Source organism: Halodesulfovibrio oceani subsp. galateae (assembly GCF_055397225.1).
Window position 1 is genome coordinate 3,274,563 of the sequence record NZ_AP042453.1, and the last position, 13,551, is coordinate 3,288,113.

Here is a 13,551-nt window from a genome sequence, read left to right on the forward strand (position 1 = left end):
GGCGCGTACTCCTACTTAGTTTTCAAATAGTATGAGCACAGTAGCATTACCGCCCACTGCAATAAATGAAAATTTTACTATCATTACAAAAAAAGCCCCCGCAGAAAGCGGGGGCTTAGAATTCCAAAGGAATGTGTTGTTACTAGTTCGCGTAAATTTTCAGATTATCACCAGGACGAAGAATAGAGCGTTTGCTCAGTCTGTTCCAACGGAGAACATCTTTATATGATACGCCAAACTTTTTCGCGATCGTCCATACAGATTCACCTCTGCGAACCTGATACGCTACAGTCTTAGTACTTTTCTTGCTAGATGATCTCTTAGCAACAGTAGCCTTAGACTGGTTCGGGATGTACAGTTTGTTACCGGCACGAAGTCGCTTAGCGGAACGTAATCCGTTTGCTGACAGGAGTGTTTTTACACTCACACCAGTCGCGCGGGAGATATCATACAAGGTATCACCCTTCTGAACGATGTAATTGCCGCGTTTCTGCGCAATTGCACGGGTTTTAGCACGCGGGCTGCGCCATGCAACTTGAGTAGAGTTACTGCCGGGAATCATTAAGCGCTGTCCCGGTCTCAGCAGATTACTTCTGCGGTTGTTGATCTTTTTAAGTACCGAAATCGGTACACCATGTCTTCGACCAATACGGTACCATGAATCGCCTTTACGAACCTTGTAAGCAAGCCAACCAGCATATGGTCGGGATTTATCACTTTCAAGGAAGGCAGTAGCCTTAGCGGCTTTATTCGATGGAACATAAACAGTCGACACATAGTCTGGAGGGCTTACCTGACGACGGAACGCAGTGTTCATGTCAGAAAATGCACGCCATTTAAGATTAAGATCATTGGAAAGAGCAAGTAGATCCGTACCGCCCTTTACCTTAATTGGTGTGACGTTTTCACAAGGGATCTCGTTAACAGGTTCAAAACCGAGTTTCTCAAGGTTACGCATGATCTTCACGACAGCAAGAAACTTAGGAACATAATGCTTAGTTTCTTTGCGGAGTCTTGCTCGGTAGCTCAGCTTGTGGTTTTTTTGTGTTAATTCAAAAAAGCTTTCTGCGCCGGTTTTTTTAATAGCACGACCAATCTTGCCCTCACCTGCATTGTATGCAGCAATAGCGAGGTACCAGTCCCCGAAGTCGTTATATAATTTTAGAAGATAATCTGCGGCGGCAGATGCGGATTTGTAGGGATCGCGTCGCTCGTCAATCCACCAGTTCTGGTGTAAACCATAGACTCTACCTGTGTAAGGCATAAACTGCCATACACCAGCAGCCCCAACACGGGAGTATGCTTTTGCATTGAATCCACTTTCAACGAAGGCCAGATATACTATTTCTTCTGGCAGACCTTTTTCTTTAAAAATCTCCGTTGCATGTGGAAGCAACATGCCACAACGGGCTAGGTAGCGCTGGAATGTTTTGCGACCTCTGTGAGTGAAATACTTGAAATATTGCTCAACGACCTTACGATCACTCTCATCCATCTCAATATCGATGTTAAGGCGAGTTTCAAGCGCTTCAATCTCATCACTGGACAATGGCTCTGCGTCATCTGCAGGCGGTACCTGCACATCCACAACTTCATCTGCCGGTTCACCACCGACTTCAAGCTCTACAAGCTCTGAAATCATGGTAGGTTCATCCGGAATAAGAACTGGCAGTGTGGCCGTGCTCTTGCTCGGTTTAGGTGCACATGCTCCAAGCAGCATGCACGCAAGGCACAAAAGAAGAATCTTTTGGAAAGTCATTTTGTGAGTATCAGAGTTTTTCTGCATCTATTTTCCATTTAGCGGGGGTGTAGCTATTGCAAGACTAGTTTTAGACAGGTATTTCACCCTAATAATGATATGCCACCTACCCTATACGAGAGTACAAGGCAATCATCAGTTACAAAGAATCTTACATCTATTTAGCGATTTTTTCAGGATATATAATTATGAGCGACAATTACGACGAAAACACCGATGGCATCCTTCCTGGCGTAAAACCGGTAGCCGAACAACTTGCGTCTTCACCAGAGCAAGTTGACTCCGTGCTCATCCGTAAAGATAAGCGCGGGCCGGAAATCACAAAAATTACTGATCTGTGCAAAAAAAACAAAATTCGTTTTATGTTTGTACAGGACCCTACTTTGAACAAATTGTTCGAAGGGAACCATCAGGGCGTTATCGCAAAAATATTTAAAGCAGGCTTTAAGTCTGAAGAAGAAGTTCTCACGGAAGCATTGGAAGCAGAATTACCACTTGTTGTTGTTCTGGACCAAGTTCAGGATCCAGGTAACGCGGGAACACTCGCTCGTACCGTTTATGGAATCGGCGCTGGCGGTATGATTGTTCCTAAACACAATGCTTCATTTCTGGGCGCAGCAGCTGCAAAAGTTTCTGCCGGTGCACTTGGCAAACTGGCAGTTGCAAAAGCCACTAATATTTCTCGCACATTAGAACTTGCAAAAGAGATGGGTTATTTTGTGTACGGTGCAGAATCAAAAGAAGGCGCAGAAAATTTGTTTAAAGCCAAATTACACACGCCAGCAATTTTAGTATTAGGAAACGAAGAAAAAGGTATCCGCCCGAATGTCGCCAAGCGACTGGATGTATCTCTGTTCATCCCTATGGCTCATGGCTTCGATTCGCTTAACGTAGCGCAAGCTGGTGCCATGATGCTTTCTCAATTTTATGCTGCAAGTTGTGATTAATCTACAATACACTGTATTGTAAAAGGATTATTTATGCTGAGCGGTACTGTTTTTTATAAGTACACAAACTGAAGAGAAATGCTGCAAGTCGTGATTTCATGCGGATTTGCAACAATTTGAAGAGAATACAGGAAGGATGGAAAAGAAGTCAAAAGGCCGCCAAAACTGACGGCCCTTTGGGTTACAATCTACTTGTTGACGCTGTCCATCAACGCTTTAGCTGGTGAAAATTTCACAACTTTGCGAGCTGGAATGGTCATAGGCTGACCAGTCTGCGGGTTACGTCCGGTACGTTCAGCACGGTCGTAAACAGAAAATGCACCAACATTTGGAAGGCGAACACCCTGTTCACTTACGACGCCTTTAGTTAATACTTTGCAAAATGCGTCATACGCTTTTTCTGCACTAACTTTAGTTTCGAAAACTTCCGGCAGGGTGTCTTTAAGAGCTACAACAAACTCAGCTTTTGTCAGCATGAGAGTATCCTCCTTGCGAAATGGTTCTCCCCCTAGACAAGCCTTTGTAATGTATAGCTTTGATTCTATGCAGATATAAGGCGTTTATGTCAATCATTTCTGAGATAGAATTGTGCTAAAATTGAATTTTTTCGTTATATTTCTCAAAAAACCGCGTTTGTTCCTGTTTCACAGGAATTTAACGCGGTTTTTTTTACTCTTATTTTTCTTTTATATGTAAGCAGTCGATCATCAAAAATAGAACTTCACTCATATATTCCATTTCAAATGCTACATATTGCCCTTCAGCAATTCGTTTACCAGTTCAGCAGCAACGTTAGCTCCTGATTCATTCCAATAAACATCATCTGTCCACCATATAAGTTCTTTACGACGTCCCCATTCAACAATTGCTTTTGCCTGAAGATGCGGAGTCAAATCGTACACCTTAAATGAATGCTTCTCAGTCATGGCTCGCAGAGCTGCTAACTTTGGAGACTCAGGTATCTGTGGCACATCTCCACCCAACAAATTGGCATAAACCCGCAACTTGGTAGGAACAAAGACGACAGTATTTATAAGTCCTGCGTTATCACTAAGAGACGCAAGTAATTCTTCTAATTTTGGATCTGCTTCATATGTAGTAGCAAGAGTTTCCGAAACATATGCTTCTGAAAACGCCATGCTTCGTGCGCCGATTGGATATGTGACAACACCGGACTGATCCGCACTGTTTGCTAAGAATCCGTCCCTGTACTCTCGTAAAAGTCGACCAAGGTCATTATTACCCAAGTATTTTGTGACACGTTTAAGCGGGTAATGCACTTCTGAACTAAAATGCTTAAAATCCTCGCCTTCAAACACGAAAAGAATGCCATTCTTAACAAGACCTTGTTCTTTAACTAACGTCAAAGCCAACAAAGCCTGTTCATCAAGAGAACCCGGGGTTCCGACGTTGTACGCAGCAACATCATACTGTTGCTGCAAAATATCGCTGACTAAAGATGACTGCGTATTTCCGTTGCCGACAACAAAACCACCACCAATCAACAACACATCAGGGTTACTCACTCCGTTTGAATTACGGAGTCCATTTTTATCAGTCACAAAAACAATCTCTCGAGCAACTGGTGCGATTCTCGGATCTACACGCGCCAGCAAACCTGCGCGTTGCTCCATCTGCACCTGCCTATCAGGAGCAAAGGTGTAAAACGCTAAGCTTGGATTATATTCTGCAAGATATTGTTCCGGAGTTGCCGCGTTCTTTTCAGCAAAGCCGCTTACAGTGACACCGCCCCATACAACAAAAGTAGCCAGCACAAATGCACCAGTAATATACAATGCGTTATTTCCGCGCATGAAAATGCACGCCACAGCCCAAATAGCCAATGCGTATGCAATGATATGCACATCAAATATTCCATACACAGCGAGTGTCGCAGAAAAAACAACTGCACAGACAACACCAATCAAAACTTGTTTTAACATTCTTACCTTCCATGAGCTGAGTTTGGTTTTGCAACCAACTTTAACCCTAAGCGGTCATAGAGTTTCCGTCAAACGTCATCGTCTGAATATAAGAATCAGCACTTTGTTTGGTGAACACTGATTAGCAAATCGCTATACTGAAAGCTCAAACAATTTTATTTTAAGGTCTTTTTTTGTAAAAAAGTGTACTGTCCTTTAATTATCATTTTTATATGGCAACTTTGCGTTAATTAATATAATTACTATTAGCAATTACGACTTTGTCAGAAATAAACGTATAATACACAATAAGGTGCGAGCGAACATGGTTGAACAGCAAATCCCAGCTGATATTGAGTCCCTAGAAGTTAATGAAAACGCCGAAATTGTTTTAGCAAGACGTTATTACCGCAAAGATTTTGACGGTAACCCTATCGAAGATGCGACAAAATTATTCTGGCGTGTTGCATTTGCCATTGCCGCAGAAGAAAGCAAGTACGAAAAAACCACTGTTTCTCCTGATGTTTTGGCAAAAGACTTCTATTCTATGATGGCCAACATGGAATTTTTGCCCAACTCTCCAACACTCATGAATGCTGGTACGTCACTTGGACAGCTTGCAGCCTGCTTTGTGTTGCCCGTTGGTGATTCAATCGAAGAAATTTTTGACGCAGTAAAACATGCAGCCATGATTCATAAATCAGGCGGCGGTACCGGATTTTCATTCTCCCGCTTGCGCCCTAAAGATTCACGCGTAGGATCAACTGGCGGAGTTGCCTCCGGCCCAGTCTCTTTCCTGCGTATTTTCAATACAGCGACCGAACAAATCAAACAGGGTGGAACACGACGCGGTGCCAACATGGGCATCCTTCGCATCGATCATCCTGATGTTATGGAATTCATTCGTGCAAAAGAACGTGAAGGTGAATTTAACAACTTCAACTTCTCTGTAGCACTCACTGAAGACTTTATGAAAGCCGTGGAAAGCGGGGAAGATTACGACCTTATTGATCCGCACAATCAAGATGTCATCAGCACACTCAACGCACGTGAAGTCTTCGAAATTCTTGTACAGAAGGCATGGGAAAAAGGCGACCCGGGCATCGTATTCCTCGATCGCATTAACCGCGACAACCCGACACCGGCGCTTGGAGAAATTGAATCAACGAATCCATGCGGTGAACAGCCTTTGCTTCCATATGAAGCATGCAACCTTGGCTCTATCAATCTGAATGTGATGTTGAAACAAGACGACAGCAATATCCTTTCTGTAGATTGGGACCGTCTTCGCCGCGTCATCCATCTCGCTGTGCGCTTTCTTGATAATGTAATTGATGCATCGCGCTACCCACTTGACCGAATTACTGAAATGGTAACAACCAACCGTAAAATCGGCCTCGGTATCATGGGTTGGGCAGACATGCTTTTCCAGTTGAATATTCCTTACGATAGTCAGGAAGCACTCAATCTTGCTGAAAAGGTCATGGAATTTATTCAAGCAGAAGGAAGAGCCGCATCCAAACAGCTTGCAAAAGAACGCGGTGCATTCCCTGCATACGAAGATTCAATTTTTGGCGAACGAGATCTTGGACCATACCGTAACGCAACCGTTACCACTATCGCGCCTACTGGCACCCTTTCCATTCTGGCAGGCTGTTCTTCAGGTATCGAACCGCTCTTTGCTCTCTCCTTCGCCCGCTATGTCATGGATGGTGACAAGCTTGTAGAGACTAACCCATTCTTCAAGGCTGCGTTGGAAGAACGAGGTTGCTATTCAGAAAAGCTTATGGATTCGATCACAGAAAAAGGCACCATTGCAGATATTGATTATCTTCCGGAAGATCTTCGTAAAGTATACGTGACCGCCATGGACATCGAAGCTGAGTCTCATCTAAAAATGCAGGCAGCATTCCAGAAGTATACAGACAACGCCGTATCCAAGACTGTAAACGTACCAAAAGAAGCAACCGTGGATGATATCCGTTCCATCTACTGGATGGCATATGAACAAGGCTGCAAAGGTGTGACCGTATACCGTGATGGCAGTCTGCAATCACAAGTTCTTTGCACCGAAGGTTCCAAGAAAGAAGAAGAGTCTACTCAGGTACGACCTAAGGTTGACCGCCCTGAAATCGTCTACGGGTTCACTCAAAAAGTTGAAACAGGAATGGGCATGCTTTACGTGACCATCAATGAAATTGATGGTCGACCATTTGAGCTGTTCGCGACCATCGGTAAATCCGGTCGATCCATCACAGCTAAAGCTGAAGCTATCGGAAGATTGGTATCGTTAGCACTTCGAGCTAGTATCGAACCGATCGATATCGTTCGTCAGCTCAAAGGCATTGGTGGAGAACACCCAGTATTTCAGAAGAAAGGGTTACTCCTCTCAATTCCAGATGCAATCGCATGGATTTTGGAGAACCGTTACCTTAAATCTTCAATATCCGTTCATGCCACAAACGGACTCACAAAGCAGCTTTGTCCAGAATGCGGTAATGAGTTAGTCTTCGAAGAAGGCTGCAACAAATGCTATGGTTGCGGGTTCACCAAGTGTGGATAGTGAAAACTAGCAAATATGTTTAAATAAAAAATATAGCCGGTTGTCATAGAACAACCGGCTTTTTTTATGCCTTGGGAACAACTGTTTTTTCATCACGTAAAGACTGAAAAACAAAGAACAGCCCTTACTCCGTATAATTAAGACTCCGCAATCTCTTTAAGAACTTGAGCAAGTTCCTCTGGATGTGAAAAGAAAGGAGAATGACTCGACACCAAACGATAAACGGTTGTTGCGTTATTCATATCCGCATCCACTAAATCAACCATTTCCTGCTGGGCTGCCAATGGAATAGCTCTGTCTTGAGTACATTGAATAAAGTGTCGTGGAATTCTTCCAAAATTTTGCTTTGTAATGGGAGATGGAATGGTTGTAACCTGCACTGGTTCATCAGTGGCTAGATAACTCAGCGCCAACTGAAATCGTTCTTCGGTCACATCTGCATAAAAGGCTGCCTTAACCAAGGCTCGGTAATTAGGATCATCTGACTTTGGGTTAAACCGCATTACACCCGTCTTAACAGGATCACCGATCTGAAGATTCGGTGTTAATCTTCCACCCATAGTCTCATGTGCATTCATCTGAGTATGCAACATGTTCGACGGCAGCATAAGTGCTGAACAATACACCACTGCTGAAAGTTCATCAGAAATTGCCTCAGCAACATGGGAAACAGTCAAGCCACCTAATGAATGCCCAACAAGAACAGCCTTAGAACTACTCTTTTCATTTAGCTCACGAACAGCTGCGATCACTGCGTCAGTCCTTTCATTCTGCGTCACATTAGCATTAGGAGAATGCTCCGCTGTAAAGGCCTCTAAATCAAATGGACGACGGAAATATGAAGACGGGTACTTAGCATTTACACCAGCACCGGGAAGATCAAGTGCTGTTACTAGGTGACCAGCATTTTCGAGGAAAGGAACGATAAGATCCCAAGAATGATGGTCATGCCAAGCACCATGAATCAGCACAAAACTCTTTGGGTGAAACATCCATTACTCCCTGATAACATCCAATCAAATTAGCTAGTACAAGTGACAAACAACACCATCAACACCGACATTGTCATTGGCAGGCTAATTATAGTTCAGTTAACAGGCTGATGCATATGAGTCTTTACACTTTTGAAAACATAATCTTCCACTACACGAAACGAAACAACATGACTTCAACCCCGTCATACTTTTTGTTCCATTGTTGCAAAGCATGGAATACAGACGAACTTACCGCTAAAACGACGGATACGGGATTCCATTACAGATTCACCGCAACAGTCACAAACTAAATTCTTCAAAATCACTGCGGGACGTGGCATTCCATTCTTCAACGGTGTAATGTTAAACAACTCTTCTAGCGTACGACTCATCAGTTGTTCTTGCCACTGCTGCCGCAGCTGATCAATGCGTTGCTGATAAACTTCCCCGGAGTTATCATCCTCACTCTCCATAAGGGCATTCAGCTGCCTCCACACACCGTCACCTGCTTCGGGCTTCAGCAACGCCCGAAAGCCTCTTCCGGAAAGTCTGTCAAAAAACGAAAAGGCCATCTTTCCATAGTCCCGGTGGACAAAATTTCCTTTTCCGTAGGTACACCCTGTAAGAAACTGAATAGCATCCACCCCGCACATATCCGTTTCCGACACTGCAACCATTTGAATACTGTTCGGATCACCAAGTTCACGTAAAGCTAACTCAGAAACTCGTATGCCTATCGCCAGACCAGGACAACTATGTCCATGAAAAGCAATGACATCTTCAATAGTTTTTTCAGTAAAAAAGCAGGTCACCGTCATCCTCCCAGTTTCTATGTTTAACTCGTCGGCACAACCACGGGGTGCCCCTGCACAACATGCATGGTAACGGGTAGACCATACACATGTTCAATCACCTCCGGTGTCACGCTATTGGTCGAACCTATAAAATAAATGCACCCGTCTTTAAGGAACAACACATTGTCCGCATAACGCAAGGCAAGATTCAGGTCATGCATTGTCATTATCGCCCCAATATTATGATCGCTCACTACATGACGAAGCATACTAAGAATATCGATCTGGCTCTTCAAATCTAGAGAACTGGTCGGTTCATCCAGAAGTAATAAGCGAGGCTCCTGCACCATGGCACGGGCTATGGCAACCTTTTGCAATTCACCGCCACTTAACTGATCAAGATATCGCATCAATAAATTATGCATACCAAGCCGCTGAATAGCGGAATCCACAATTTTCAAATCACGCTCGCTTGCTTTCCAACGAATATGCGGCTTCCGCCCCATAAGCACCGCGTCGAACACCGTCAGCTGAGCGGTTTCGCTTTTCTGGGCTACATAGCCGACGCACAATGCAACCTCATCAGGACGCATAGCAAGCACATTACGATTCTCGACCATTACCATCCCAGCGTGCGGACGGTGAATGGCATTAATACACTTAAGCAGCGTCGTCTTGCCTACTCCATTGGGGCCGAGGATTGCCAACAATTCCCCTCCAGCCAACTGAAAACCCACATCTGAAAGCACAGAGTCGCTCTCATATCTAAAATTGACATCAGAAATAGAAAGAATCATCGGTGCTGCCCCCTGATGATCAAATACAAAAAGACCGGAGCTCCCATAAAAGCCGTTAGTACGGAAACAGGTAATAAATGCGGCGCAAGGACAAGCCTCGCCATTGTATCAGAGACAAGAAGCAACAAGCCACCGATGAGAATGGAAGCCGGAAGTAGAAAACGATGATCTGAGCCAATAACACGCCGTACCATATGAGGCACCACCAGACCTACAAAACCGATAATGCCCAGAAATGAAATTATCAGCGCCGTAAGCATTGAGGACAACACCATTCCTATGATTCGTACACGGTCAACGCGCACCCCGAGACTCTTGGCAGTTTCATCACCTGCATCAATGGCATTGTAATTCCAGCTATTGGTCATAAAATACCCTGCGACAACCACCACAAAAAGGGAAATGGCAGCCAAGGAAGACCACGTAGCGCGAGCTGTATCGCCAAACGTCCAGAAAACCATTGCAGCCAGTTGCACATCATCTGCAAAAAATTGCAAAAACATTGTACCTGCAGTAAACAACGCCCCCATAGCGACACCGGTCAGTATCATAACTTCAGGAGTTGCCCCGCGCAGGCGAGAAACGCATATGACAACACCGGCAGCAAGCAGACTGAAAAGAAAAGCACAAGAAATAGTTAGATAAGGACTAGTAATGGTGATTGCATCTGCATTGGTTGACCCCATAATGCCGCCATTCAGTAGCATCACAGAAAAGGCAGCCCCAAACGCAGCCGCATGAGATATCCCCAAAGTAAAAGGTGACCCAAGCGGATTGCGCAGGATTGACTGCATTACAACTCCTGAAACTGCCAGCCCGCCTCCCGCAACAACAGCAGTGAGAGCCTGAGGAAGTCGGATGTTCCAGATAATGATGTCCACCCTGCGGGCGACATCAACTCCTAGTAGGCTACTGACAACCTCTGTTATGGATAAGTTGGCAACCCCCATAGAAATGGCAATAACAAACGCCATCGCCAACAACCCAACAGAGGTAACAACCAACGTCATCTTCCTACCAATATAACGATTATACTCAACAGGCACCTGTCCTTCTGAAATGTGCATTTAATTCACCGGAACAGGTTTATAGGCCATGCCATGGAAAATCGTATTCATATCTTCAAAAACATCTTTCCCAACTAAAAATTTGTATATTTCGTCAGCTTTGACAGCTGAGTCCACATCAACAAAACGTTCTGGATACAGTAGTTTTCCAACATAAAATGCGTTGGCAAGGATAGAGCCATAGTTTCTACTGTACCAGTTATATGGAAGCAAAGCGTACACTTTGCCTTTCTTTACAGCATTCAGAGCACGATATGATGGATCTGTCTGCAGTTCGTACAATCCCCCTGCCTTATCTCCCATCTGCAGAGTTGAAAGATCGAGAAAAAGAATTTCCGGATCCCACTCAAGAATTTTTTCTTTTGATATTGCAGAGTGCTGTAACTCTTTGCCAACACCACCTGCATTGAAGGCAAAGTTATTCGCACTTACAAAAGCAAACGGAGGATACGCAGGTTCTGTAGACTGGTACCCGTGTGGTCCTTTAAAAGCGACACCACCAATAAATACGGAAGGACGTTCCTGCTCAGGAATATCTGCTGTTCGCTTGTTGAGATCGAAAATCTGGCTTTCAATGAATGCAATGACCTCCTCCGCGCGTTTCTGCTTGCCGATAACGTCTGCCATAGTACGAAGAGATTGATACAGCTGCGGACGTTTTTTCCCAAGGTTACCGTAATCAAGGGTTACTACAGGAATGCCTGTTTTGTTTTGTAAGTCTTCAGGAGGAAATCCCATGCTGGAAGCATACGTTTTGAAAATAACCTGAGGCTGCGGCTCCAACGCCAAAATGAGTTCCGGATTATCATGCCCGCGGTATCCCCCAAAGACCGGCATGGTCTTAAAATGCGGGTTAGCCAGAGCATATGGACGAGCCTCATACCTACGTTTTCGTGGTTCTATATCGTCTACAGCTACAGCCATAGATTCTGCTTGAAGATAGGTCAGCAATCGCAGGCAACCAGAGCCAGAACAAATAACCCGCTCATTATTTGACGGTATTTCTACATTTCGTCCCAAGGCATCCACTATCTGCCGAGTTGCTTCTTTCCCCGAAGCGGAAGATATCAACATCAAAGAAAAAATAAGACTATGTATCAATATTTTCATTACTCACCTTTGGCTGCATACAAAATCCAAATGAACACCCTTAAGTTGTTACTAAAAAACAATTCGTAACACGAGAAACCTAGACAAAGCATCGAAGCTCGTCAAGTAACATAAAGAAATCATGTGGTTGCAATGAAAGCATATAACTGCCACTTCAGACGATACGAGATAAGACCAATTCGTCATTAGGGATGCCACATAACTTCTACCTCCCTCTCTCATTCTGCGTTTCTGAGATTATTCACGGCATTCGTTTTAGTGCTCAGTACCCCAATAGGAAAAATGCTGCTCCGTCATAATTATTCCGTGAATAGTCAAACAGAAAGAGCGCACTCCATTCACTCCTTCGAGTTGGAGTCATTATTCTCAGCATTGTTTTTCGTACCTGAGCATGCAAAGTGAACTTGTTTTGAGCCACCGTGAATATTCCAAGAATCATAACGGAAAGAGAACGAATGGGATCACGCATTAAAGCTCAAGGAATAGAAAGGTAGCGGCAGGCGTTAGCTGTAAAGAGCCAAAAATGGCTTATGCTATCTGAAGTGTTCATCGCCCTCATTAAAGAAAACACCCTACCATCCCTGATGATACCCACTTCTACGACTCTCCCAAATATTGCGTTTCTGGGATTATTCACGGCATTGTTTTTAGTGCGTAATATGGCACAGGGAATAATGCTGCACCACCGTGATCATTCCGTGAATAGTCTCAGAAAGAGGACGCATGGCATCACGTGTTAAAGCGCAGAGGGAATGGAAAGGGAGATCTGCGCTAGCATCTCCCGTCCCCCCGCGGGAGCGTGGAAAGGAAAAGCTTGGGACTTAGTATCAGCCAAAACAGCCGAAGCATCTTGTGTACTAAAAAATACAAACAATACTAGCTAGATAAAAACAACAAAAGCCGTCTATCTTAGGATAAACGGCTTTCTTTAGATTCAAGCTGGATGCATTCTTCTTTATTCAGTGAACTGGAAAGCTATAGTCTGAGCTCAACAGCCTCTTCAGCCAGAAAAGCTGAAAACAAAGTAAAGGTTAGACATATGAATATTTCGACCTAAGTGTCTCTACTTAGTCATAGAAAACATAAATAAAGAGAGAGGGCAAAGCAGAAAAAGATAGATGAAAGGGAAAGAAAAACTAAGCGAAGGTCGAAGATAGGAAAGCAGATTAAGAGAAGAAGAATACAAAAGAATCAACCAAGCTCCGCTTTACAGGCATCAACACTTTTTGACTTCATAGAATAGTTTGGCTGGCGGCGTTCCGCCTTGGACCAAACCTCGCGCCCGATGGGCGCTCTTCGGCTTCGCCGCGGCTCTTATCGCCTGCGGGAAAGCAGGGTTAGTTATGCAAACAGAAAAAGCCCGTTAGCTATAAAGCTAACGGGCTTTTTGAAATAAATCTTGGCAGCGACCTACTTTCCCACAGGCTCCCCTGCAGTATCATCGGCGATGGTTGGCTTGACTTCCGAGTTCGGAATGGGATCGGGTATACCCCAACCTCCATGGCCACCAAGAAAAATATGTCGGGTCAGTGCTTTGGAAAGGCGGTAATATTTACCTTACTGCCACGTCAAAGGACGAACCCTAAAATATTAATCTAATAGGGAGGAAAAGAATGAT

The 13,551-nt window shown here is 44.3% G+C and carries 10 protein-coding genes and 1 rRNA gene; 2 read left to right on the plus strand and 9 right to left on the minus strand.

The genetic code is table 11. The features are described from left to right. Positions 1-142: 142 nt before the first annotated feature. On the minus strand, positions 143-1,786 hold the full coding sequence (locus tag ACZ5V1_RS14445) for a LysM peptidoglycan-binding domain-containing protein (protein ID WP_464389435.1): 1,644 nt from the start codon (positions 1,784-1,786) through the stop codon (positions 143-145). Positions 1,787-1,947: 161 nt separating this feature from the next. Here ACZ5V1_RS14445 and ACZ5V1_RS14450 point away from each other — a divergent pair, with 161 nt between their 5' ends. Beyond that, complete coding sequence (locus tag ACZ5V1_RS14450) at positions 1,948-2,706, plus strand: TrmH family RNA methyltransferase (RefSeq protein WP_464389436.1); 759 nt, start codon at positions 1,948-1,950, stop codon at positions 2,704-2,706. Positions 2,707-2,894: 188 nt separating this feature from the next. On the opposite strand, the gene ACZ5V1_RS14455 is transcribed toward ACZ5V1_RS14450, so the two are convergent. Continuing rightward, positions 2,895-3,182, minus strand: a complete 288-nt coding sequence (locus ACZ5V1_RS14455; RefSeq protein ID WP_160717641.1) for an HU family DNA-binding protein — start codon at positions 3,180-3,182, stop codon at positions 2,895-2,897. Positions 3,183-3,452: 270 nt separating this feature from the next. Then, entirely contained in the window at positions 3,453-4,649 is a 1,197-nt protein-coding gene (locus tag ACZ5V1_RS14460) for an alginate O-acetyltransferase AlgX-related protein (protein ID WP_464389437.1), read from the minus strand. Between the two features lie 304 nt (positions 4,650-4,953). Here ACZ5V1_RS14460 and ACZ5V1_RS14465 point away from each other — a divergent pair, with 304 nt between their 5' ends. Further along, complete coding sequence (locus tag ACZ5V1_RS14465; RefSeq protein WP_464389438.1) at positions 4,954-7,191, plus strand: vitamin B12-dependent ribonucleotide reductase; 2,238 nt, start codon at positions 4,954-4,956, stop codon at positions 7,189-7,191. Between the two features lie 137 nt (positions 7,192-7,328). On the opposite strand, the gene ACZ5V1_RS14470 is transcribed toward ACZ5V1_RS14465, so the two are convergent. The 6 genes from ACZ5V1_RS14470 to rrf all read right to left on the minus strand — a co-directional run bounded on the left by ACZ5V1_RS14470 (position 7,329) and on the right by rrf (position 13,445). Further along, positions 7,329-8,183, minus strand: a complete 855-nt coding sequence (locus ACZ5V1_RS14470; protein ID WP_464389439.1) for an alpha/beta fold hydrolase — start codon at positions 8,181-8,183, stop codon at positions 7,329-7,331. Positions 8,184-8,368: 185 nt separating this feature from the next. Beyond that, positions 8,369-8,977: an FmdE family protein gene (locus ACZ5V1_RS14475; RefSeq protein ID WP_464389440.1), complete on the minus strand. Its 609-nt coding sequence runs from the start codon at positions 8,975-8,977 to the stop codon at positions 8,369-8,371. Between the two features lie 23 nt (positions 8,978-9,000). Then, a complete protein-coding gene (locus tag ACZ5V1_RS14480) occupies positions 9,001-9,756 on the minus strand; it encodes an ABC transporter ATP-binding protein (RefSeq protein WP_464389441.1) in 756 nt (251 codons plus the stop codon). Then, a complete protein-coding gene (locus tag ACZ5V1_RS14485) occupies positions 9,753-10,823 on the minus strand; it encodes a FecCD family ABC transporter permease (protein WP_464389442.1) in 1,071 nt (356 codons plus the stop codon). The genes ACZ5V1_RS14480 and ACZ5V1_RS14485 overlap by 4 nt, the downstream gene beginning before the upstream one ends. Further along, on the minus strand, positions 10,824-11,747 hold the full coding sequence (locus ACZ5V1_RS14490) for an ABC transporter substrate-binding protein (RefSeq protein ID WP_464389443.1): 924 nt from the start codon (positions 11,745-11,747) through the stop codon (positions 10,824-10,826). A 1,583-nt stretch (positions 11,748-13,330) separates the two neighbouring features. Continuing rightward, a 5S ribosomal RNA gene (gene rrf / locus ACZ5V1_RS14495) occupies positions 13,331-13,445 on the minus strand. Positions 13,446-13,551: the final 106 nt, after the last annotated feature.

Bases quoted from the DNA above. Each gene is read 5' to 3' on its own strand.
- ACZ5V1_RS14445 (WP_464389435.1), bottom strand. From the start codon at position 1,786: ATGCAGAAAAACTCTGATACTCACAAAATGACTTTCCAAAAGATTCTT.
- ACZ5V1_RS14450 (WP_464389436.1), top strand. From the start codon at position 1,948: ATGAGCGACAATTACGACGAAAACACCGATGGCATCCTTCCTGGCGTA.
- ACZ5V1_RS14455 (WP_160717641.1), bottom strand. From the start codon at position 3,182: ATGCTGACAAAAGCTGAGTTTGTTGTAGCTCTTAAAGACACCCTGCCG.
- ACZ5V1_RS14460 (WP_464389437.1), bottom strand. From the start codon at position 4,649: ATGTTAAAACAAGTTTTGATTGGTGTTGTCTGTGCAGTTGTTTTTTCT.
- ACZ5V1_RS14465 (WP_464389438.1), top strand. From the start codon at position 4,954: ATGGTTGAACAGCAAATCCCAGCTGATATTGAGTCCCTAGAAGTTAAT.
- ACZ5V1_RS14470 (WP_464389439.1), bottom strand. From the start codon at position 8,183: ATGTTTCACCCAAAGAGTTTTGTGCTGATTCATGGTGCTTGGCATGAC.
- ACZ5V1_RS14480 (WP_464389441.1), bottom strand. From the start codon at position 9,756: ATGATTCTTTCTATTTCTGATGTCAATTTTAGATATGAGAGCGACTCT.
- ACZ5V1_RS14485 (WP_464389442.1), bottom strand. From the start codon at position 10,823: ATGCACATTTCAGAAGGACAGGTGCCTGTTGAGTATAATCGTTATATT.
- ACZ5V1_RS14490 (WP_464389443.1), bottom strand. From the start codon at position 11,747: ATGGCTGTAGCTGTAGACGATATAGAACCACGAAAACGTAGGTATGAG.